A 21,597-nucleotide genomic window follows, 5' to 3' on the forward strand; every position below is an offset into this window, starting at 1 on the left:
TCCCTGAATGTTGCTCGCCATGCCTTGGTGATTTTCCAGTGCTTTTTTCACTGTTAACCTTGCCGCCATGACCCCTGCCATCACTCACCGCCCTCACATTGCCTGGACGCTGTATTTCTGCGTGCTGTTCAACGTGTTCGTCTGCGGTCTGGGTCATGGACAGATGGCCGCGCTGGAAATCACGGGTGTAGGCGGGCAGTTCTGTCACGCCTTGGGCGAATCGGCATCGACCCTGGGTGACGACTCCAGCGACCAGACCGCCCCCAGCACCATGGGGGCTTTTGTCTGTCCCCTGTGTTCGGCGGTGAGCCTGGGCCTGGGGCTGTTGTTCTGCCTGGCCTGGCTGCTGCTGGACCGGCGCCGGACGCGGCTCAAGATCGAGCGGCGCAGCAAGGCGCCGCCGCGTTGTTCCTGGCCTCCGCTCAATCCTCGAGCTCCCCCTCTGAGCGCCTAGCGCTGCTTGGCGACGGCCCTGGGTGCCGCGCCTTTTTTCTGCTCCCGATCCTGAATCCGCCGTCGCGCTGGCGATGGCGGCCGGGGGCTGTTCGATGATTTTTTCGAGTCCGAGTCCATGAAGTACTCCTATCGCTCCTCCAGTTGCGCGGCGCTGTGCTGCGTCCTGTCGTTCAATGTCCTGGCCGATGCTCCGCTGCAATTGCCGCAGATGCGCATCAGCGCCGACGAGCTGCCGCAACCCGGCCTGCAACTCGATACCCAGACCAGCACCGGCTCGCGCCTGGGCCTGACCCCGCGGGAAACCCCAGCGACGGTCAATGTGGTCAACCGCCAGCAGATCGAGCAGCGTGGCGCCGCCAACACCCAGGACATCCTGGCCAGCGTGCCGGGGATGAACGCGGCTTCATCGCCGGGCATTCCGGGGTTCGTTTCCTATCGCGGGTTTTCCGGGCCGCAGATCACCCAGCTGTTCAACGGCATCAGCGTGCAATACGACTCCATCGCCGCGCGTCCCGTGGACAGCTGGATCTACGACCGGGTCGAGGCGGTGGGCGGGCCGTCGAGCTTTCTCTATGGCACCGGCGCGGTGGGCGGTTCGATCAACTACATCACCAAGCTGCCATCGCGCACCGAGTCGTTCAATGAAGGGCGGGTCAGCTATGGCTCCTTCGACAGCCGCGAAACCGCCTTTGGCTTCAACCATGCGCTGAACGACGGCGCCGGGCCGCGGCACTACGCGCGCTTCGATGTCAGCCACACCAGCAGCAACGGTTATGTCGACCGCGAGCAGCGCGATGCCTGGACCACGGCGTTTTCCCTGTTGACGGATTTCAACGACCAGCTGTCCCACACCCTGGCCTACGAGTACCAGGACGAACGCGTCGACAGCCCTTACTGGGGCACCCCGGCGCTGAATCCGCTGGGCGGCAAGATGGAGGTGGACAAGAGCCGGCGTTTCGAGAACTACAACGTCAGCGACGGCCGCTATGAACAGCGGGTGCAGTGGCTGCGCTCGATCATCGATTATCAGCTCGATGAGCGCACGTCGCTGCGCAACACCCTGTACCACTACAACGCCGATCGCGAATACCGCAACCTGGAAAACTACGCCTACAAGAGTGACAACAGCCAGGTGGTGCGTTCCGGCATCCTGCTTCAGCGCCACGCCCAGGAACTCAACGGCAACCGTTTCGAGCTGATGCATCACAACAGCCTGTTCGGCCTCGACAGCCAGTGGTCGGCGGGCATCGACTACAGCCACAACGTGATGAGCAACTACCCGCGCTCGGTATCGGGCACGCTGCCTGGCGTTGCGCCGGGCGACTTCGATCCGGGCAGTTTCTGGGACTTGCCGGGCATGCAACGCGGTTTCGAGAAGAACCGCCGCAACCAGGTGGACACCTGGGCCATGTTCCTGGAAAACCGCCTGCAACTGACCGATCGCCTGTCCCTGCTCAGCGGCCTGCGCCATGACCAGATCGACCTGCAAGTGACCAACTACCGCGCCGTCACCGAGGCCAACCCGGCGTTCTTCCAGCGCAAGTACCGGCCCACCACCGGGCGCCTGGGGCTGGTCTACGAGCTGACTCCGGCGGCCAACGTCTACGTGCAATACAGCACCGCCGCCGACCCGCCGTCGGGCATCCTGACCACCGCCAGCTACGGTCAGGTGCGCGACTTTGACCTCAGCACCGGCAACCAGTGGGAGATCGGCAGCAAGCTGGATTTCCTCGAGGGCCGTGGCTCGGCGACCCTGGCCGCCTACCGCATCGAACGCAAGAACCTGTCCACCGCCGACCCGAGCAACCCCGGCAGTAGCCAGCCGGTGGGCCAGCAATCGTCCCGCGGTGTGGAGCTGGCGGCTTCGTTGCGGGTCACGCCCAAGCTGTTGGCCGAGGGCAACCTGGCCTATGTCGATGCCCAGTACGACGAGTTCTATGAAAACGTCGGCGGCCGACCGGTGTCGCGCAAGGGCAACAGCCCCACCAATACCCCGGACAAAGTGGCCAACCTGTGGCTGAGCTACGACATTGCCCCGTCCTGGCAGGTGGGCGGCGATGCGCGCTACGTGTCGTCGATGTATGCCAATGCGGCCAACACCCGCTATGCGCCGGCCTACACGATCTTCGGCGCATTCGTCGGCTACCAGCTCAACGCCGATACGCGGATCACCGGCCGGGTGCGCAACCTCACCGATCAGGTCTACGCCCGCACCACGGGGCAAACCCAGCTGTACCTGGGGGCGCCACGGACCTTCGAGCTGGCGCTGCAAACGCGCTTTTAACCTGAGCCAGCGGGGCGCCCGACAGCGCCCCGCGCCTCTGTGAGAGGCCTGTTCCGTGAGATGCCTGTTTTTGTGAGATGCCTGCGATGAAGCGTTATCTGTACCTCTGGCATCGCTGGCTGGGCATTGTTGCCTGCCTGTTCATGGCCCTGTGGTTTATTTCCGGGGTGGTGATGCTGTATGTCGGCTACCCCAAGCTGACCCCCGCCGAGCGTCTGGCGCATTTGCCGGTGCTGGCCCTGGAGAAGGGGAGCGTCGACCTGGAGCAGGTGCTGCACGCCGCCGATCCCGAACAGGCGCCGACGAGCATCCGCCTGACCACGGTGGCCGGTGCGCCGCGTTACATCCTCGAATACCCGGGGCTGCGCAAGGTGGCGATCGAGGCCGACAGCGGCCTGCAGGCGCTGCCTACTGATCAGGTCGAGGCCCTGGCCGCGGCCCGGCAGTTCGCCCCGGGTGTGGCGGTGCGCGATCGTGGCGCGGTGCAGGGCGACATGTGGAGCCAGTCCCGGGCCCTGGACGCCGACCGGCCCTTGTACCGGGTGGCCATCGCCGATGCCGAGCGGCGCCTGTTGTATGTCTCCGGCAGCACCGGCGAGGTGGTGCGCGACGCCACCGCCACCGAGCGCGGCTGGAACTGGATCGGGGCCTGGCTGCACTGGCTGTACCCGCTGCGGGGCATCGGCATCGACGGCGCCTGGGGGCCGATCGTGACCTATCTGTCCCTGGCCGCGACCCTGATGGCCGTGCTCGGCCTGGCCGTGGGCCTGCTGCGCTGGCGCTTCACGCGCACTTACCGCAGCGGCTCGCACTCGCCTTACCAGGGCGTTGCCCGTTGGCATCATGTGGGAGGCCTGTTGTTCGGCGTGCTGCTGATTACCTGGATCTTCAGCGGCCTGATGTCGATGAACCCGTGGAAGCTCTTCAGCAGCGCCCAGCCCCTGTCGGTGGCGGCCTACCAGGGCGGCCCGCTGAACGCGGCGGCCTTTCCCCTCGGGGCCGATGAAGCCCTGCGGCGCTTTGCCGAGGATGGCCTGCGGGTCCGGGAACTGGAGTGGCGGATGATCGGCGGCAAGGGCTATGTCATCGGTTACGACAGCGCCGGGCGCACGCGGATTCTGTCCATGGCCGATGGGCGGGTACTGCTCCAGTTCAACCCGGGCACTCTGCAACAAGCGGCCTGGGCCATCCGCCCCGAGCGGCCGATGATCGTCCAGCAACTGGCGGCCTACGACTTCTATTACTACGCCCGCGAACCCCACAGCATGATGGGCCACCTGGAGCAGCGCCTGCCGGTGCTGCGGGTGCGCTTCGACGACCCGGCCCGGACCTGGCTGCACCTGGACCTGCACACCGGCGCGGTGGTCAGCCAACTGGATCAACCGCGCCGCGCCTCGCGCTGGTTGTTCGGTCTGCTGCACAGCTGGGACTGGCTGCCCCTGCTGGCCAACCGGCCGTTGTGGGATCTGTGGATGATCCTGTTCAGCGCTGGTGGCCTGCTGATCAGCGGCACCGGGATGGTGCTGGGCTGGCGGCGATTGGGACGCTCGCTAAAGTGGGGCAGGAGGTAAGTGCTCGGCCCCGGAGCCTGATGGGGGTCATGTATCTGAGCGGAATTTCAGATAGGTCCTATGAGCCTCATGTGTCGCTGCTTGTTAAGTTGCAGGGCCCATTTTGCGCAATCGCTCCACAGTCGACGATTTTCTCGTCGCCTTGGAGCGTTTCGGTTGATGGAATCAGCCGCAACACGTCAAGGAGCGACCCATGTTCAGCCCGGCCGACCAGACCCACTTCAGCCTGGACATCCAAGGCATCCAGCACGACTTCCAGGTGCTTGCGTTCAGGGGCACCGAAGCCATCAGCCAGCCGTTTCGCTTCGACCTGCAACTGGTCAGCGAACGCCCCTTCATCGACCTTGAACCGCTGCTGCACCAACCGGCCTTTCTCGCCTTCGATCCCCAGGGCCACGGCGTCCACGGGCTGATCCAGCGCATCGCTCAGGGCGACGCCGGCAAGCGTCTGAGCCGCTACAGCCTGTCGCTGCTGCCGCAGCTGGATTACCTGCGCCATCGCAGCAACCAGCGGATCTTCCAGCAGCTCTCGGCGCCGCAGATCATCGCCCTGATCCTCGAAGAGCACGGCATCCTCGGCGATGCCTACCAGTTCCAGATCCAGCAGCTGTGCCCTGCGCGCGACTACTGCGTGCAGTACGACGAGAGCGACCTGCACTTCATCCAGCGCCTGTGCGAAGAGGAAGGCCTGCACTACCACTTCCAGCACAGCCGCGAAGCACATTTGCTGGTGTTCAGCGACAACCAGAGCGTGTTCCGCAAGCTTGGCCGGCCCATCGCCTATGTGCGCGGCAGCGGGCTGGTGGCCGATGAACCGGTGATCAAGGGCTTCAACGTGCGCCTGGAATCGCGCACCAGCCGTGTGACCCGGCGCGACTACGACTTCGAAAAGCCGCGTCTGCAAATGGAATCCGCCTACAAGCCCGAAGCCAAAAGCGCAGAGCCGGACCTGGAAGACTACGACTACCCTGGCCGCTTCACCGACCGTGAGCGTGGCAAGTTGCTCAGCCAGCGGGCCCTGGAACGCCATCGCGCCGACTACCTGCAAGCCGCAGGCTGGGGCGATGAACCTCGACTGGCCAGCGGGCATTTCCTGGAACTGTCCGATCACCCGCGCCAGGAGTGGAACGACCTCTGGCTGCTGACCCAGGTCACCCACGAAGGCCAGCAGCCCCAGGTGCTGGAGGAGTCGATCACCAGCGACAGCGAGGCTGAAGACGGCTTCCAGCAGGGCTACCGCAACCGCTTTTTCGCCACCCCCTGGGACGTGTTCTTCCGCCCGCCGCTGGACCATCCCAAACCACGGGTCCTGGGCAGCCAGACCGCGGTGGTCACCGGCCCGGCAGGAGAGGAGATCCACACCGACCGGTACGGCCGGGTCAAGGTGCAGTTCCACTGGGACCGCGAAGGCCAAGGCGACGACCGCACCAGTTGCTGGCTGCGGGTAGCCTCCAGTTGGGCCGGCGACCGCTACGGCGCCATCGCCATCCCGCGCATCGGCATGGAAGTGCTGGTGGACTTCCTCGAAGGCGACCCCGACCAGCCGCTGATCAGCGGTTGTCTCTATCACCAGGAACACCCCGTCCCCTACGAACTGCCGGCCAGCAACACCCGCAGCACCTTCAAGACCCTGAGTTCACCGGGCGGCGCGGGCTTCAACGAAGTGCGCATCGAAGACAAGCAAGGCGCCGAACAGATCTTCGTCCACGCCCAGCGCGACTGGGATGAAAACATCCAGAACGACCAGAAGATTCGCGTTGGCCACGAGCGCCACGACAGCGTCGAGCAAAACAGTTACAGCGAATTCAAGGCTGAAGAACACCGCACCACCCACGGCGAACGCAAAGTCGAGGTCAAGGCCGACGATCACTTGAACGTGGCGCACGACCAGCACATCAAGCTAGGCACCGCACAACTGCTAGAGGCCGGCCGCGAGATCCACCTGCAAGCGGGCCAGAAGCTGGTGATCGAAGCGGACAGTGAACTGACGGTGCAAGCCGGGGGCAGCTTTATCAAGCTCGACGCCAGCGGCATCAGCGTGAATGGGGCGCTGCTCAAGGTGAATGCGGGGGGCGCTGCGGGTGCTGGCTCGGGCATTGGAGTCCAGCCGCCGGTGCTGCCCGGCGTGGCGGATAAGGATAAGGCGGGGGGCTTGATGGAGAAGGCCTTGGTGAATCCATTACAAGAGCCGATCAAGCCTCAACTGCAACGGCTGATCAATTTCTCCGGCTGATGAAGACTCCCCAGGTACAGGGGGCAAGGACGAAGTCATGACAGAGGCATCGGGCAACCAGAAGACAATCAATAGAGTAGAGAACTGGGTATTTCCACTGAAAGTGGGAACGACCCGGTCGCTAGATCCACAGCAGTATTACAAGGCCTTGGCCAAGGCCGAAGATGGTTTCTACCCCATAGGTGCCAACGGCCTTTGGCATGGTGGTGTGCATTTCGATGACGCCAGCGGACTGGTTTCAGACAAGACTGAAGTTCGTTGCATCGCTGACGGCGAGGTGGTGGCGTATCGAATTGACAAGACTTATCCGGTATCCGAGTACGGTTCGAAGAGAGCGCCATTTTCCACAGGCTTTGTGCTGGTCAGACACCGCCTTGAGCTCCCTGCACCGCCCGCGCCAGCTGCCACTGCAGAAGAGGCCTCAGCTTCTTCCTCGGTAGCGGGCCCCAGCCTGATTTTCTTTAGTCTGTACATGCATTTGCTGGATTGGCAGGGCTATCAAACCAGTCCAGAACTCAAGCGCCCCAGCTTCTGGAAAACCACCTATAAGGTCAAAACGGCAGCATCCGACAAACTGCTCGGGCTTAGGGTTCGTAGCAGCACCTCTGGTGGTAACACGCCAATATTGACGGTATTGCCTCGCGGAACGACGGTGTTCACCAAACCTGCACCCGATACTCAGAAATGGCTGGAAGTGCTCGACGTCATACCGGCGGTAGCCGAACTGGCAGAGCAGACTGGCTGGGTATACAAGGAAGAAATGCAGCGTATTTCTGCAGATCAATACTTTGTGGGGGACAAGGCCCGGGATCTTCCACGGGAGCAGAAAAATGGAGCAATTGTGCGTGATGCTTTTGCCCAGGGAAGGCCAATAGGCTTTCTGCCGGTAGGCACGCAAATCACAATCAGTGACGAAAAGAACGCTGGCAAATACCGTAAGTTGCTCGAAATTATCAATGGCCAGTCCATACCTCTTCTTGTTCCAGATGTTGATGGAGTGATTTCGGGATATGTCTCTCTTGATCTTCTGGACGCAACTAGCACACCGGAGGATATGGACAAGGTTGTCCCTTTGAAAACGGCTTATGAAGTCAAGGCGGGCGAACTTCTTGGGCATGTGGGCAAGTATCAGAATCAATCGGACTCCGCGCCGAAGAATCTGCTGCATCTGGAAGTGTTTAGCTGTGAAGACGTCAAGACGTTTATCCAACAGAGTCGATCCAGAGCGGCCAACTTGCCTGCAAAGGACAGGACCCTGGTCAAGGTCTCAAAGGGCGCAAAGCTGATCAGCCATGTGGCGGGTATGAATGCAACAACCCCACCCAAGGCATCCGACCCAGGTCAGCAGATTGGTTATGACCTGGTGATCCCGTTGCAGGTGTTGGAGGCTTTACCCTCTGAGAGGAAGATCAAGGCGCCGGTGGTCATGGGCGGCCTGACCACTTACACATACTGGTGGCACCTTGAGGGCGTACTAGCTGATACCTCGGGTAACGCCATCAGTGGCTGGTTTGCTGAACCGGATATCGGGCTATCGCGACATTCGTCTTTTGAATGGGAGGGTTTTACTTTCATTGAAGAAACAGTCAGCCATGTTGAGCACTACGCTGCCTTTCTGGAGGCACAGAAAGAACTTACGGAAGAAGAGCTTGCGACTTATCAGCCTGAAGTTGTGAAGGCTGGAGCAGGCCCCGTCACACAGTCCCTGTACAAAATTCTTGATAAGGATGGTGATAAAAAGCTACCTCCCAAGGAAGTAAGGGAGGTACTCAGCAAACCTTGGTTCTCCCAACCGGTTTCGCAGATGCTTACGACGTATCAAAGCGAGTGGCACTACAAAAAGGAAAGCTGGGACTCCTTGGATAAACTAATGAGGCACAGTGAGTCAGAGTCCAATAAAGGTTGGGCTGAAGAGAAGAAACGGATTCAGAGTTTGAGTTGGTGGTCGCCGTTAATGGGGGGAGAAGGAGGCTGTGAGAGTGGTAGATGTTGGTATATTCATCCAGTAGGTCTTTTTTCTAACGCACGCAGCTTGAAGCAGCACCCTGAAATATTTATTGGCGGCGCGAAAGTAGAGCTTGAGTTTTTAGAATTGTATGACGGCTCGATAATTGAAGAGGATGATTATATTGCAGCAGCGGATGCTCTTGGGTGTGAAGTTGAAGCAGTAAAGGCTGTCGCCATTACAGAAACAGCGTCATCAGGTAGCTATTTCACAAAGGCCGGGGATGATGAAGTTACAGCCATACTTTTTGAAAGGCATTATTTTCATCGGTTGACTAATGGTCAGTTCGACTCGTCGGATCCTGATATATCGTCTAGTAGTAGGGGCGGATATGGTACGTACTCAGCGCAATATGGGAAATTAATCAGGGCATATCGATTGAGTGCAAGCGCAGCTCTGAAATCAGCATCGTGGGGGCGTTTCCAGATTATGGGCAAGAATTTTTCTAGTGCTGGGTATTTATCGGTTGAGGAGTTTGTACAGGACCTTAGTCGTTCAGAAAAAAATCATCTGAAAGCATTTGTAAATTTCGTTAAGGCTGATTCGGTCTTGTCTTCTGCAATTGTGCAAAAGGATTGGTTGAGTTTTGCACTTAGATACAATGGCCCTGCTCAAGATGGATATGATGTCAGAATGATGAATAACTATAATTTGCTTAAGGGTATTTGAGATGTTGATCCGAATCAGTGCTTGTATGTTTTTATTGCTTTGGAGTTTCTGTTCATGGGGCGCTCAAGAGAAAATGTGCGAAAGCGCAGTGGCCATTTTTCAATGCGAGATGCGAGGAGGAAAAAATCTAGCGCTATGCCCTGAATATGTTGATGGTGACCTGTCGGGAATTCAATACCGCTTCGGCAAAAAAAACAACAAGGAAATGATTTTTCCTAGCAATGGTTTTGGTTTTGAAGGATTTACATTTAATCACTATTTTCGTTATCAGGTTTCTTACGCGAAGTTGAGTTTTTCTGTGGGGAATTACAAGTACGAAATTTATAGCAACTACGATGGTGAGGCGTTTGGGGAAGGCAGAGAAAATGCTGGGGTTGTTGTATCCAAAGCTCCCGAGATGAAAGATGTGCAGATGTCATGTGTAAAAATATATATAGACAATCTTAAAAAGGTTGCTCCATATGTGGCCTGTGATAAAGGTGATGCGTTAGGGTGTGAGAGATGATTTTTTATAATCATTTTTAAAAATCCATAATAAAAAATATGAAAACTCTATTGTGGCGAGTCGCCCAAATCAAACAGCAGCAAAGGCTGCTGGCATGGACAACGGCGCTGCCAACTCATTGGCCGGGGGGATGGCAGGAGATGGGGATAGGTTTCACGGTCGAGGTTTTCTGCAAATTACTGGGCGACGAAACTATAAAAATTATGAAAAGTATAGGTCTCGAAATTTCACACTGGATCCTAATCCGAACCTGCTTGCTATAGATGATTATAATGCTTGTGATGCATCTGGATTCTATTGGGTCAGAGAGAGAATCAATAGGCGTGCGGATGAAGGTTCGACCCAAGCAACCTCTAGAGTTGTGGGTGCGATAATTAATAGGGGGAATCCAAATGGTATTCCTAGTCATGAGAATGAAAGGCGGCAGGCGTTTGAAGTCATCTGGAGTGTATTAAATGATGAGGTGTAATTTTTTACTTAGATTGTTAGCGCTGATTTATGCTGCTTTTTGTTCGTTGCTGGCTTGCTCTAGCGAACAGCAATGCTTACCCAATATGCCAAAGACCAAGCTTGAGGTTTTCGGCTGTTTTCAGGAGGGTAATATAACCATACTCAAGCTGGCTCCTAAGGATCAACCGGCTTATGACACAAACCTGGAAAACTTGCCGACATTTATTGTGGTGGGAAAAGAGCTTGATGAGGTCCTGCGCGTGCTCGGCAAAGGAGTACATCTACCTTATAACGATCTGATAAAGCTTCCTTATCCCAATTCAATTGTTCGCGTTGCTGAGGCATCCAAAGACGCAAGGCTTAAGTTGCTTAGAGAAGGATGGCGGTTGGTGGATATGAAAGATTTCATATACGGGAAAGCAGATGGGACGGAAGGGGCGGGTTTGGTTTGTAGTACTTCTATAAGTAATTCAGGTGGCGTATTTTTAGCCGTCTCACAGTGCAGCTCTTTCTATGAGGGCGATATATCAGAGCTGCAGGGTATTATGGGTTCAGTCGGCAAGTAAAAATACTCTAGCCCGTTCCTTGTCGGCGTTGTATGTGATCAAGCCACAGGCTAGTGGTGGTGGACAATGTGTTCAGCTTGCTGAGCTTGGCTAATATCAATACGCGCAGCATGCACACCGACTCGGAACTGGGACTGGTCGCACCGAATGCCGAGCTGGCGAGACTTGGCGAGAGGAGTTTGCGCGATTTTTAGAGTATTCATTTATGACGCTAAAAGTGGAGTGTTCATAGAGGATTTTCCAAGCTGTGGTGATGAATTTACCAATCTCATAATTGATAAATAAAAGCCCGAACAGTACTCGCTATGAAGACAACATTCCAAAGCAGTGCGTTACCACGCTTTCACCGAACGCGGCCAACAGCTAGTCAACATTTGCCTGTATTACAAGAAACACCCAGTGTCTTGCTAACGTTCAGTATGCTTTCTGACTTCATTCACCCCCAGAGCCATGACCCGGATCATGCTTTTGCTTCCTAAGGGCAAATTTACCCACCGGCACCGCCCCCAGCGGTGATAATGCCCGCCTGAAAATTGACCCACTGCCAACGGAGCCCGTCGCGCCCATGTTCGTCATCACCTCGCAGGACCCCGAGACTTACCGGCGGCAAACCCGTCGCAGCACTTTGATCATCGCGCTGGTGTTCGTCGCCCTGGCCATGCTGTTTTCCAGCGCCGCGGTGGCGCTGTTCGGTCAGCCCGGTGGCGACAACCTGGTGTGGAACGCGGCGGGGGTGTTCACCGGCCTGGTGATCTGCGCGGCGCTGCTGCGCAGTGTGTTCTGGACCCAGCCGTGGATGGCCGCGGCGGTCTACGGCTGGCGCCTCAAGCGCAGCCTGATGCGAGTGACCAATGTCATGCATCAGGTCACCGCCGGGGTCGCGGCCGGTGATCCGGCGGCGCTCAAGCTGCTGCGTTTCTATCACTTGGGGTTGATCCAGATGCACCAGCTGGACGCCAACTCCAGCGCCCACGGGCAGATGCTGGGCGAGGTGGAGCGGCATCTGGCGCTGCTGGCCGAACAGGGTATCGACCCGCGGCAGGAGCGCCTTGAGGCGTCATGGCTGGAAGCGGTGAAGCGGCACAAGACCCCTTGAGCGCCGTTTGGCAACCTCATGCGGCAAAGTTCAGCGATAGCCCGAGCGACCGGTAGCCTGTGGCGGGCGTGCTCGCGCCGGGCTGCGTAGCTGCCCCATTCGGCGCTATTGCAGATACCGCCACAACGCCTGGGCCATCGCGCTGGGCTGGCACTGGGTGCCGAACAGTTGCTGGCCAATGCTCAGGCCCAGTTGCCGGTAACTCTCGAACTGCGCTTCGTCGAAGAACTGGTCCACGGTGCTCTGGTTGGGAAAGCTCGGGTTGGCCCGGGCGTAGTTCAGCAGGTCCGGGGTCAGCCCGGCGATCAGCCGCGGCTTGAGCACCAGGATCCGGCAGTGGGGTGTCTGGCACAGGTCATCGTCACTGCCCGGGGAGTGGGCATGGACATTGAGCAGCAGGGCGCACTTCCGGTTGTCGGCGCTCGGTGGCTGGCGGAACTCTTCCAGGCTGGCAAATACCGTCTTCAGCTGCGGGTGCTCCAGTACCCCCGGGTCTTGGCGAATCTCCAGGGCCTGGTCGATGCGCGCCAGGCGTACCAGGTTGGCCAGGTCGTCGAACTGGTAGTCGGGGTCGCAGCCGGCGTCGCAGGTGATGATCAATTCCACCTGGCGCCCGCGGCGCAGCAGTTCGTAGGCGCCGGTGTTTTCGAAGTGCCCGCCGTCGGACAGGTACTGGTAGTCGCGGCGGTAGCCGTGAAAGCGCGCAGTCAGTTCATAGAACAGGTAGGCCTGGGTGCTGTAGCGGGTCCAGGGTTTGAGATCCCGGGGCACCCACTGTGCTTGCCCAGGGTCGAGGAAGTGGCTGGGCCACCAGATGCCCAGGCGCACGTTGGCCAGCCCCAGGACCAGCGACATGCCAAGGCTGCTGGCGCGACCCAGGCCGGTGCTGAAGGCGGCACCGGAAACGCCGATCCACTGGCCCAGGGTCAGCGGGCTCATGATCTCCGAGGCCGGGCCATGGTCGAGGTCGCGGCTGTAGGCCTGGCCGTCGAGGAGGTAGCGCTCCGCTGGGCAGTCTTTGGTTGGAGCCGGGCGCTCGGGCGCCCAGTTCGGCGCGATGCACAGCGGCTTGCCCTTGCGGTCGCGCTGCACCAGCTGTTCCGCCGGGTCGACGGTGAGGTTCATGGTGACGTTGATCAGGTGCACCGGGCCGGCGCTGGGGGTGGCGTAGTACTGCTGCAGCGACAGGTCGTCGCTGGACATGGGCTCGGCCACGCTCATGTAGGTGCGGCGCTGCTGCGGCGGGCCGTTGAAGCGCCGGCCATTGGAGGCGCCGAGGTAGGCGCGGGTCAGGCGCGCCGAATAGAAGGCCTGCAGCGACGAGGTATTGAGAAAGCCGATGAAGCGCCCGCTGAGGTGGGTCAGCACGGCCGCCACCAGGCTCAGTGCCGCCAGCCGCCAGGCCACGGCGCGATCGCCGGAAATCACCCCGCCGTCGTAGGCGATCCATTGCACCAGCAAGCCCCAGCACAGGCACAGCAGGCTCAGCAGCAGGCCGCCGGCAATCAGCGCGAGCACCTGGAGTGGTAGCTTGCGCATCCAGCCCGGCAGGCTCTTTTCATCCTTGAGCAGGGCCAGGCGCCGCACCAGCCAGACCGCGCCGATCAGCAACAGCAGGCTGCCCAGGGCCCGCAGGTCATGCAGGTAGCGGTACAGCGCCTGGGCGGCGGTCACCAGCAGGGCGAGAAATCCCAGCACGGCTACCGCGGCCATGGCCCGTCCCAGGGCCCGGGTGATCTGTACCCGATAGTTGCGCACGCTGTTGGCACAGGCGTTGTCCTTGGCCGGGTCGCGGTTGTCGGCCAGGCGGGTCACCAGTTGCCGGGTGATCAGCAAGGCGCAAGTGCCCACCAGGGCCGCGGCCAGGGTCAGGGCGCCCACCGCTTGCCACTGCATCAGCCAGTAGGCCAGGGCGCCACTGAGCCAGAGGCCGCCGACCACACCGAGCATGCTGCGGTAGGCCGCATTGCCCATGCTCGGTGGCTGGTCCAGATCGCCCTGGGGAATGATCAGCCAGTACGCCACGGCGCAGGGCAGGGCGAAGAGTACGCCAGCCATCAGCGGCCAGAGCAGCAGGCTGGCCTGGCTCAGCACCTGGAACAGGCTCAAGAGGCTGAGCAGCAGCACGATCGGCAAACCGATCATGACTTGCAGCGACAGCCAGTTGCGCCAGGTCATGGCCAGGGCATAGAGCATGTCGCCAGAGCCGGTGGGCGTCAGGTAGCGGCCGTTTTCCCGCAGCCAGGCCGCGGGGCCCTGGCCCGGTGGCCGGGTGCTGTAGTTGATGCCGGTGCTGATGCGTCCTGGCGGTTCGAAGCGCAGGGCCTGGTAGGCATCGCGGGCGGCCTGGCCCACTGGGTCTTGGGGCGCTGGCTGGCGCAAGCGCCCGGGGAGAAACAGGCTGGAAAAGAAGCTGCCGATGTAGCCGCCGCCACTGACCGTGGACAGGTAGTCGATGCGCGACAGCAGGCTGTGTTCGGCGTCGGCGTCGGCGTCGGCGTCGGCGTCGGCCGGTGGCACTGGCCGGCTGCTGACGCTGGGCGCCGGGGCCCGGGCCATGGCTTGCAGCACGCCCAGGCAGAAGGTTGCGCTGCGGATGCCGCCACCGGACAGGGCCAGGCCCCAGTTGCCACGGGCGGCTGCGGTTTGCCCGGGGGCTTCCTGGCCCAGGCTAAGGCGTCGAAAGCGGATGCGTTGGTGCTCGATCTGGTACGGGTTCTCGTCGGGTGTCATGGACCTTCCTTGGGGGGACGGAGGGGCTGCGGTCCGGGCCGCGCCCCGGCAAGCGCACGGCAGGATAGCGGATGCCGGGGGCCGCTGTGCAAGCGCCGGGTGCCTCGGGGCGGGCGCGACAGCGCGGGGCTCGGCTTCGGGGTGCCAGGGGCATCGGGCTTGTGCTGGTCGCAAGTGGAAAGGGCGCTTGATGCGCCGGATGCATGGAAAAAACGACATTGGTTATAACGTTAGATTTTATTTATATAAATGGACATAAGCTTTAGCCGCTATGCTGCCGCCAGTTTTTGACCTGGCCGCGTGATCTGTAGGGTTGTTTATCGATGGATGTGGGTAATTTCGGTTTTGTAATCGCAGGCCTGGTAGTGGGATTTATCGTGGGTATGACCGGGGTCGGAGGCGGCTCGCTGATGACCCCGATCCTGCTTTGGTTCGGCATCAATCCGGCCACGGCGGTGGGCACTGACCTGCTGTACGCCGCCATCACCAAATCCGGTGGGGTGCTGGTGCACCAGAAGAACCGCAACATCGACTGGCGCATCACCGGCTGGCTGACCCTGGGCAGTGTTCCGGCGGTGCTGGCCACCCTGTGGTTTTTGAAGAACCTGGACTCCGATCCCCATGCGTTGAACGCGGTGATCAAGCAGGGGCTGGGTTTTGTCCTGTTGCTCACGGCCCTGGCCATCGTCTTCAAGAAGAAGCTCATGGCCTTCGCCCAGCGCCACGGCAGCGATTACCAGCCCAGCCCCGGCGGCCTCAATGGCCTGACCGTGGTCACCGGGCTGATCCTCGGCACCATGGTCGCCCTGACCTCCATCGGCGCCGGCGCCCTGGGCACCGTGGCGCTGTTCATTCTCTATCCGTTCCTGGCCACCAAGCGCCTGGTGGGCACCGAGATCGCCCACGCCGTGCCCCTGACCCTGGTGGCCGGCCTGGGTCACGCCAGCATGGGCAACATGGACTGGCAACTGCTGGGCTTCCTGCTGATGGGATCGCTGCCGGGGATCTGGATTGGCAGCCACATGACCGGGCGGGTGTCCGACGAGATCCTGCGGCCATGCCTGGCGGTCATGCTGTTCTCCATCGGCTACAAGCTGGCCTTTTAAGAGCAGCGGCAAGCTTCAAGCCGCAAGCCGCAAGCCGCAAGCCGCAAGCGGCAAGCTTCGAGCGGCAAGCAGAAAGCATCTGTCAGTTGCGGCGGTAGAGTGCCAAAAATGCCGCCAGCGACAGCATGGCCGCGCCGCAGCACTGATTGAGCCGGCGCATGCCGCTGGCGGTGAGGAATTTCGCCGCCTGCACCCCGCCGGCGGCATACAGGCCCATCACCAGCACCTCGACCAGCGCTGTCACCAGCGCCAGGGTGGCGTACTGGATGAATACCGGTTGGCTGGGATCGACGAATTGCGGCAGGAAGGCGGTGAAAAACAGCAGTACCTTGGGGTTGGTCATGGCCACCGAGAAGCTGCGCCGGAATACCTCGCCACGCCGCGAACCGGCTCGCACTTGCTGGGCGCTCAGGGCTTGGGGTGCGCTGCGCCAGAGCTGGATGCCGAGCCAGGCCAGGTAGCACACGCCGACCCATTTCAAAACCATGAACAACTGCTGCGAAGCCATCAGCATCGCCCCCAGGCCGAGACCCACGGCGGCGATGATCAGCACATCCGAGAGCGCCGCGCCGGCCATGCCCACCGCCACCAGCTGGCGATTGCGCGAGGTGCCGTTGGCCATGGCCAGGAGCGAGGTCGGGCCGGGGATCAGCGCGCCGATAAAGCAGCTTGAGGTGTAGAGCAGCAGGGTGCTGGTGTTCATTGCGGCGTTCTCGTCGGGCAGGTGGCGAAGTCGACGCAGCATGCCCCAGGTCGCGGCAGGTTTAAAGGGATTCGCCTGGGGGCTGAGCGCTTATGGCTGGGGGCCGCCCCTGACCCATTCCTGCGCCGAACGCCACAGGCAGATCCCCAGGAAGTAGGCCGAGGCCGCCAGCCACAGGCCCATGATCGGTGGGCTGTGCAGCGGGTGGCTGAGGATCAGCAATGCGCCGCTGAGCAGCCATATGAAGGTCACGATGATGTTCAGTGGCATCCACTTGCGCACCCGGAACGGATGCAGGAACTGCACCTGGGTCGCTGTCAGCAGGGCCAGGACAAAGATGCTCAGCAAGGTCGGCCAGGGACCGGGCTCGATCAGGTAGAAGCACAGGGCGACCACGTTCCAGGCGGCGGGAAAGCCCTGGAAGTAGTAGTCATGGCTCTTCATGTTGACGTTGCAGAAACACAGCAGCGACGACAGCAGAATCAGCGACGTGGCCAGCAGCGCGCTGTAGTCCGGCAGGGGCATGTAGCGGTAGATGAACAGCGCCGGAATGAACACATAGGTCAGGTAGTCGATCACCAGGTCCAGCACCGAGCCGTCGATGTTGGGCAGCACCGAACGGGTATTGACCTTGCGCGCCAGGGAGCCGTCGACCCCATCCACCAGCAGCGCCACCCCCAGCCATAGCAGGCAGGCCTTGGGCTGGTTGTCGAACAGCGCCAGGGTGGCGAGCAAGGCACTGACCACGCCGGTGGCGGTAAAGCCGTGGGCGCCCCAGGCTTTGATTCTGGCGATTTGCAGGGTCGATATCACGGACGTTTCTCCAGCGGCTGTGGTTCCTGGCGAACACCGGCGCGACAGCGTCGGCAACCCTTGCCAGGTTGCATTTATCGACCGGAGAGCCTGGTAGAAGGTTCAGCGTGAACCTTGAATCAGGCCCGGCGCGCAGCGTCCTGAGGCTAGCGCTTGCTGCTGCTCAAGCGCGCTGGGGGCAAGGTCGAGAGGGCTGCGTTGAGTCTAGGCGTCACATCGAACCTGGCATGAAAAAACGCCATGTGTCCTGCAAGGGCACATGGCGTTGACGCCAGCAATCAACGGCGGGCCGTGGTGTCGATAGCCCGTGCCGTGCGGCGCGGCCTGTTACTTCGCAGTCTCCAGTTCCTTGAGGATGGCATGGGCGGCCTTGACCCGCTCCTGGTTGGGATAGTTCTTGTTGGCCAACAGGACAATGCCGATCTGCTTGCTCGGGACGAACAGCACGTAGGCACCGAAGCCGCTGGTGGCGCCGGTCTTGTTGTACAGGGCGTCGGCCTTGGGCGCTTCGGGGGTGGCCAGCCATTGCACGGGGTGGGGCTCGGTGGCCATTTTCGGGGCGTTGCCAGCCACCAGGCGGGCCAGGGGGACGGGGTAAGCGTAGCGTTCCCAGCCCAGGCCCTGGGTCATGTCGCCGACCTGGTAGTAGCCGCTCTGGGTGCTGGCGACGGCTTGTTGCAGCGGCTTGTCGAGCTGGCCAGGTTGCAGGTTGCCGGCAATGAATTGCAGCAGGTCCGAGGCGCTGGTCTTGATTGCGTAGGCTTCGGCATCCATCGGGCCGGGACCGACCCGCACCGGCTGGTCCTGCTGATCATAGCCCATGGCGTAGTGCTGCTGCTGATCCTGCGGCACCTTGAGGTAGCTGTGCTTGAGGCCGAAGCCTGGGAACAGGCGCTGCTCCAGCAACTGCTCGTAGCTCTGGCCCAGGCTGCGGGCGGCGAGGTAGCCGAACAGGCCGAGGCTCGGGTTGGAGTACTGGCGCTGGACGCCGGGGCTGAAGCGGGGTTTCCAGGTGTTGTAGTAGTCCAGGATCTTGTCTTCGCCCTGGACCTCATCGGGAAACTGCAGTGGCAGGCCGCCGGCGGTGTAGGTGCCCAGTTGCAACAGACTGATGTGATCGAAGGCGCTGCCGCGCAGGGCCGGCAGGTACTGGCTGGCGTTGTCGGAAAGCTGCAGCTTGCCCTCGGCCTGGGCCAGGGCGGCGAGGATGCCGCTGAAGGTCTTGCTCACCGAACCCACTTCGAACAGGGTGTCGTTGTCGACCGGCTGCTGATTGTCCTTGGAGGCAACCCCGTAGTTAAAGTAATGTCGCTCGCCCTTGGCGATGATCGCTACCGCCATGCCGGGGATCTTCTGCTGCTGCATCAAGGGGCGGATGCTGGCGTCCACGGTGTTCTTCAGGTGGTTGTCCTGGGGCGTGGCCAGGGCACTGGTGCTGGCCAGGAACAGGGAGCAGGCGCTGCCAAGCGCGAATCCGGTTAAGGTTTTATGCCGCATGATCGGTGTATTTCCCTGTGTTTTGAGTAAATTGGCCGCAATTTCAAGCGCGGCTCTGCAAGCGGAAGCTTGTTCGCAAAAGGCTCGCTGCAGGACATAGGCAGCCTGCGCTGAGCCCGCTTAATGTAGGCAGTCGGTGCCGGATCGACAAACGACCATATCTCGCACGAGCCATTAGAAAAACTAGGGAATAGTCATGCTCCGTCCTCATCTGCCCTTGAATGCGCTGCGCGCCTTCGAAGCCTCGGCACGTCATTTGAGCTTCACCCGCGCGGCCATCGAGCTGTGCGTGACCCAGGCGGCGGTCAGCCATCAGGTCAAGAGCCTGGAGGCCCAGCTCAAGGTCACCCTGTTCAAGCGCCTGCCCCGGGGGCTGATGCTGACCAGCGAAGGCGAGACACTGCTGCCGGTGCTGCGCGAGTGCTTCGACCGCATCGCCCAGACCCTCGGGCGGTTCGACGGCGGGCACTATCGCGAGGTGCTGACGGTAGGCGCCGTGGGCACCTTCGCGGTGGGCTGGTTGCTGCCGCGCCTGGGGGACTTCCAGGCTCGCCATCCGTTCATCGACTTGCGCCTGAGCACCAACAACAACCGGGTGGATGTGGCCGCCGAGGGCCTGGACTACGCCATACGTTTCGGCACCGGGGCCTGGCACGGCATCGATGCCCTGCCACTGCTGCAGGCGCCGCTGTCGGTGCTCTGCGTGCCGGAGCTTGCCCGCCAGTTGCACACCCCGGCGGACCTTCTGGGCCAGACCCTGCTGCGTTCCTACCGCACCGACGAGTGGCCGCAGTGGTTCCAGGCGGCGGGGCTGGGCAGCCATAGTCTGCTGCCCCAGAGCGTGGTCTTCGACTCTTCCCTGGGCATGCTCGAAGCCGCCTTGCAGGGCCTGGGCGTGGCCCTGGCACCGCCCTTGATGTTCGAGCGGCAGTTGGCCAGCGGCGCGGTGGTGCAGCCGTTCGACATCGGCATCGTCACCGGCAGCTATTGGCTGACGCGCTTGCAGTCGCGGGCGGAAACTTCCGCCATGAGCGCCTTCAAGGCCTGGCTGCTGCAGGCGGTGGCCGCCTAGGTCCTCATCAGTAGCGCCAATGTCCCGGCGTCCACAGCCACTGGCCGGCGTGCCAGCTGTAGTGTCCGGCCACCCAGTGGTAGCTGGGGGCCGGCGCCACGGGGATCACTTCAACGATGGGCGGTGGCGGCGGCCGGCGTGGATGGACCGGGGCCACCACGCAGCCGGCCAGGGTGGTGCCAAGCAAGGTGGCGATGAGCAGGCTTTGGATCACACGACGCATGGGCGGTTTCCTTGGGAAGTGACAGTGGGCCCGCGGTGATCGCGGGTGCCGAATGGTTGAACGTGGTCGGCTGGGAAATCCGTCGCCGGGATTTCAATTGCGCTTGGCCCCGCGTTTTTCCCCCAGGTCACGCGGGTACAGGGATTCCACCAGTTGCTGGCGTTCTGTCAGCGACAGACTGCCGGCAAAATTGGCCAGGGCTTCATCCACCCGGGCCCGCAGGGCGATGTCGGCCTCGCGGGATCTACCCAGTTCGGCGTCCAGGGCACTGCGGTTCAATTGTTCGGCCCCCAGTTCACGCACCACCCCCTGGCGCGCCTCGCGCCCGGCAATGATCTGTGGCTGGCTGTCGTTGCGGGCCTGGCGCAGCAGTTGGCGCAACTGGCGTCGGCGCTCCTCGGGCATCTGCGCCATGGCCTGGCGCAGGCCATGCTGGGGCACCGCCAGGGCCTGGGGCGGCTGGGGACGGCCGAGCCACTGATACAGGCCGCCGGCCACGCCGCCGATCAGGAATACGTTGAGCAGCAGCGACAGCAGCAGCCAGGTTTTCAGGGGACGGATGGACAGGCTCACTGTTCGGCCTCCTCGGTATTGATGCTCAGGATGAATTCCGCGTCGCTCTGGTCGAACACGCTGGGCAGGGCCTCGCTGGATGCCGACAGGGGCAGGCTCAGGGCCACCGCGAGCATGCCGGCGGCCACTCCGGTGAGACCGACCCCGACCCAGCCCAGGGACGCCAGCCAGCCGGCGTAGCGTTGCCAGAAGGAGGCGCCGCGCGGCGCTGTGGCGGCCGTGGCAATGATCCGTTGCGCCAGGGCCGGTTCAGGCGCGGCCAGCTGGTAGCTGTCCAGCTGGCTGTCGAGCCAGCGCGCCTGGCGCAGGGCTTCGCTGGCCAGCGCATTGCCTTCCTGGAGCAGGGCCCGTGCGGCATCTCGCTCACGGGCGGGCCAGCGTTGCAGGTCCGCGCCATAGGCATCGGCCAGGTATGCAAAGCGTTCGGGGGTCATGGTGTTCTCCTTCCTGAGAGGTCCGCACCCTGGGCCTCGGCGAGGTGGCTGCGCAGATTGCGCCGGGCCCGTGACAGCAGGCTCTCCAGCGCTTCGACGCTGATGTTCATCAGCGCCGCGGCCTCGGTGTTGGACAGTTCCTGGTAGTACTGCAGGACGATCGCCTCGCGCTGGCGATCCGGCAGTCGGTCCAGGGCCGCAGCCATGCGCCGGCTCTGCGCGCTGGCTTCCAGTTGTTCGTCGGGTGTCGGGCCGTGGTCCACCACCTCGAAGGCTTGCTCGCTGTCGAGCTGCAGGTGCTCCTTGCGCCGGCGCAGGCGGTCGTAGCACAGGTTCAGCGCCACCCGGTGCAGCCAGGTATCAAAGCGCGCCTGTTCGCTGCGCCAGTGCGCCGCCTGTTTCCAGATCCGCAGGAAACTCTCCTGGGCGATGTCCCGGGCCTCGTCGGCGTCACCCAGCAAGCGGCTGGCCAGGGCCAGCAGGCGCGGCAGCTTGCGGGTGACCATTTCTTTCACGGCCTGGGCTTCGTTGTTGCCAATGCGGGCCAGCAACTCCATATCCGGGTCGGTGTCGTTCAAATCGGCGGTTCTCGGTGCAGTGGAGGGGCG

At 61.7% G+C, this 21,597-nt stretch carries 18 protein-coding genes and 1 pseudogene; 11 read left to right on the top strand and 8 right to left on the bottom strand.

From position 1 onward, the window contains the following. Positions 1 to 67: 67 nt before the first annotated feature. From BLV47_RS09570 to BLV47_RS09600, 9 genes are all read left to right on the top strand, one after another. On the top strand, positions 68 to 454 hold the full coding sequence (locus BLV47_RS09570; protein ID WP_092312594.1) for a DUF2946 domain-containing protein: 387 nt from the start codon (positions 68 to 70) through the stop codon (positions 452 to 454). Positions 455 to 571: 117 nt separating this feature from the next. Continuing rightward, positions 572 to 2,740 (top strand): TonB-dependent receptor, encoded by a 2,169-nt coding sequence (locus BLV47_RS09575; RefSeq protein WP_092312597.1) that lies wholly within the window; start codon positions 572 to 574, stop codon positions 2,738 to 2,740. An 86-nt stretch (positions 2,741 to 2,826) separates the two neighbouring features. Then, on the top strand, positions 2,827 to 4,311 hold the full coding sequence (locus BLV47_RS09580) for a PepSY domain-containing protein (protein WP_092312600.1): 1,485 nt from the start codon (positions 2,827 to 2,829) through the stop codon (positions 4,309 to 4,311). Between the two features lie 193 nt (positions 4,312 to 4,504). Continuing rightward, positions 4,505 to 6,544 (top strand): type VI secretion system Vgr family protein, encoded by a 2,040-nt coding sequence (locus tag BLV47_RS09585; protein WP_092312603.1) that lies wholly within the window; start codon positions 4,505 to 4,507, stop codon positions 6,542 to 6,544. 37 nt (positions 6,545 to 6,581) lie between these two features. Then, positions 6,582 to 9,218 (top strand): N-acetylmuramidase domain-containing protein, encoded by a 2,637-nt coding sequence (locus BLV47_RS36390; protein ID WP_208605251.1) that lies wholly within the window; start codon positions 6,582 to 6,584, stop codon positions 9,216 to 9,218. A gap of 1 nt (position 9,219) precedes the next feature. Further along, positions 9,220 to 9,723 (top strand): hypothetical protein, encoded by a 504-nt coding sequence (locus BLV47_RS35305; protein WP_143038251.1) that lies wholly within the window; start codon positions 9,220 to 9,222, stop codon positions 9,721 to 9,723. 94 nt (positions 9,724 to 9,817) lie between these two features. Further along, entirely contained in the window at positions 9,818 to 10,192 is a 375-nt protein-coding gene (locus BLV47_RS35310) for a hypothetical protein (protein ID WP_143038252.1), read from the top strand. Between the two features lie 13 nt (positions 10,193 to 10,205). Next, the gene (locus tag BLV47_RS35315; protein ID WP_143038253.1) at positions 10,206 to 10,739 is read left to right on the top strand and encodes a hypothetical protein; all 534 of its coding nucleotides are present in this window, start codon (positions 10,206 to 10,208) and stop codon (positions 10,737 to 10,739) included. Positions 10,740 to 11,304: 565 nt separating this feature from the next. Further along, a complete protein-coding gene (locus BLV47_RS09600) occupies positions 11,305 to 11,835 on the top strand; it encodes a DUF3087 domain-containing protein (protein ID WP_092312609.1) in 531 nt (176 codons plus the stop codon). A gap of 105 nt (positions 11,836 to 11,940) precedes the next feature. Here the strand turns inward: BLV47_RS09600 and BLV47_RS09605 are convergent, their stop codons facing one another. Next, a complete protein-coding gene (locus tag BLV47_RS09605) occupies positions 11,941 to 14,568 on the bottom strand; it encodes a patatin-like phospholipase domain-containing protein (protein ID WP_092312612.1) in 2,628 nt (875 codons plus the stop codon). Between the two features lie 323 nt (positions 14,569 to 14,891). Here BLV47_RS09605 and BLV47_RS09610 point away from each other — a divergent pair, with 323 nt between their 5' ends. Next, positions 14,892 to 15,674 carry a sulfite exporter TauE/SafE family protein gene (locus tag BLV47_RS09610; RefSeq protein WP_092312615.1) on the top strand — a complete coding sequence of 261 codons (783 nt, stop codon included), beginning with the start codon at positions 14,892 to 14,894 and terminating at the stop codon, positions 15,672 to 15,674. A gap of 82 nt (positions 15,675 to 15,756) precedes the next feature. Here the strand turns inward: BLV47_RS09610 and BLV47_RS09615 are convergent, their stop codons facing one another. From BLV47_RS09615 to ampC, 3 genes are all read right to left on the bottom strand, one after another. Beyond that, the gene (locus BLV47_RS09615) at positions 15,757 to 16,419 is read right to left on the bottom strand and encodes a LysE family translocator (RefSeq protein WP_244168851.1); all 663 of its coding nucleotides are present in this window, start codon (positions 16,417 to 16,419) and stop codon (positions 15,757 to 15,759) included. A gap of 48 nt (positions 16,420 to 16,467) precedes the next feature. Further along, the gene (gene pcsA, locus BLV47_RS09620) at positions 16,468 to 17,190 is read right to left on the bottom strand and encodes a phosphatidylcholine synthase (protein ID WP_092312621.1); all 723 of its coding nucleotides are present in this window, start codon (positions 17,188 to 17,190) and stop codon (positions 16,468 to 16,470) included. A 327-nt stretch (positions 17,191 to 17,517) separates the two neighbouring features. Next, positions 17,518 to 18,687 carry a class C beta-lactamase gene (ampC, locus tag BLV47_RS09625; RefSeq protein WP_092312625.1) on the bottom strand — a complete coding sequence of 390 codons (1,170 nt, stop codon included), beginning with the start codon at positions 18,685 to 18,687 and terminating at the stop codon, positions 17,518 to 17,520. 196 nt (positions 18,688 to 18,883) lie between these two features. Here ampC and BLV47_RS09630 point away from each other — a divergent pair, with 196 nt between their 5' ends. After that, the gene (locus BLV47_RS09630) at positions 18,884 to 19,759 is read left to right on the top strand and encodes a LysR family transcriptional regulator (protein WP_092312628.1); all 876 of its coding nucleotides are present in this window, start codon (positions 18,884 to 18,886) and stop codon (positions 19,757 to 19,759) included. 7 nt (positions 19,760 to 19,766) lie between these two features. Here the strand turns inward: BLV47_RS09630 and BLV47_RS09635 are convergent, their stop codons facing one another. From BLV47_RS09635 to BLV47_RS09650, 4 genes and pseudogenes are all read right to left on the bottom strand, one after another. Then, a complete protein-coding gene (locus BLV47_RS09635) occupies positions 19,767 to 19,982 on the bottom strand; it encodes a YXWGXW repeat-containing protein (protein ID WP_092312631.1) in 216 nt (71 codons plus the stop codon). A gap of 93 nt (positions 19,983 to 20,075) precedes the next feature. Then, a complete protein-coding gene (locus tag BLV47_RS09640) occupies positions 20,076 to 20,555 on the bottom strand; it encodes a periplasmic heavy metal sensor (RefSeq protein WP_092312634.1) in 480 nt (159 codons plus the stop codon). Further along, a complete protein-coding gene (locus BLV47_RS09645) occupies positions 20,552 to 20,989 on the bottom strand; it encodes a hypothetical protein (RefSeq protein ID WP_092312637.1) in 438 nt (145 codons plus the stop codon). Before BLV47_RS09645 ends, BLV47_RS09640 begins: the two co-directional genes overlap by 4 nt. Further along, a pseudogene (locus BLV47_RS09650) lies at positions 20,986 to 21,579 on the bottom strand (RNA polymerase sigma factor); the annotation flags it as partial. The pseudogene BLV47_RS09650 and the gene BLV47_RS09645, both read right to left, overlap by 4 nt. Positions 21,580 to 21,597: the final 18 nt, after the last annotated feature.

The organism is Pseudomonas saponiphila (assembly GCF_900105185.1).
Lineage (GTDB): Bacteria > Pseudomonadota > Gammaproteobacteria > Pseudomonadales > Pseudomonadaceae > Aquipseudomonas > Aquipseudomonas saponiphila.

Bases quoted from the DNA above. Each gene is read 5' to 3' on its own strand.
- BLV47_RS09570 (WP_092312594.1), top strand. From the start codon at position 68: ATGACCCCTGCCATCACTCACCGCCCTCACATTGCCTGGACGCTGTAT.
- BLV47_RS09575 (WP_092312597.1), top strand. From the start codon at position 572: ATGAAGTACTCCTATCGCTCCTCCAGTTGCGCGGCGCTGTGCTGCGTC.
- BLV47_RS09580 (WP_092312600.1), top strand. From the start codon at position 2,827: ATGAAGCGTTATCTGTACCTCTGGCATCGCTGGCTGGGCATTGTTGCC.
- BLV47_RS09585 (WP_092312603.1), top strand. From the start codon at position 4,505: ATGTTCAGCCCGGCCGACCAGACCCACTTCAGCCTGGACATCCAAGGC.
- BLV47_RS36390 (WP_208605251.1), top strand. From the start codon at position 6,582: ATGACAGAGGCATCGGGCAACCAGAAGACAATCAATAGAGTAGAGAAC.
- BLV47_RS35305 (WP_143038251.1), top strand. From the start codon at position 9,220: ATGTTGATCCGAATCAGTGCTTGTATGTTTTTATTGCTTTGGAGTTTC.
- BLV47_RS35310 (WP_143038252.1), top strand. From the start codon at position 9,818: ATGGACAACGGCGCTGCCAACTCATTGGCCGGGGGGATGGCAGGAGAT.
- BLV47_RS09600 (WP_092312609.1), top strand. From the start codon at position 11,305: ATGTTCGTCATCACCTCGCAGGACCCCGAGACTTACCGGCGGCAAACC.
- BLV47_RS09605 (WP_092312612.1), bottom strand. From the start codon at position 14,568: ATGACACCCGACGAGAACCCGTACCAGATCGAGCACCAACGCATCCGC.
- BLV47_RS09610 (WP_092312615.1), top strand. From the start codon at position 14,892: ATGGATGTGGGTAATTTCGGTTTTGTAATCGCAGGCCTGGTAGTGGGA.
- BLV47_RS09615 (WP_244168851.1), bottom strand. From the start codon at position 16,419: ATGCTGCGTCGACTTCGCCACCTGCCCGACGAGAACGCCGCAATGAAC.
- ampC (WP_092312625.1), bottom strand. From the start codon at position 18,687: ATGCGGCATAAAACCTTAACCGGATTCGCGCTTGGCAGCGCCTGCTCC.
- BLV47_RS09630 (WP_092312628.1), top strand. From the start codon at position 18,884: ATGCTCCGTCCTCATCTGCCCTTGAATGCGCTGCGCGCCTTCGAAGCC.
- BLV47_RS09635 (WP_092312631.1), bottom strand. From the start codon at position 19,982: ATGCGTCGTGTGATCCAAAGCCTGCTCATCGCCACCTTGCTTGGCACC.
- BLV47_RS09645 (WP_092312637.1), bottom strand. From the start codon at position 20,989: ATGACCCCCGAACGCTTTGCATACCTGGCCGATGCCTATGGCGCGGAC.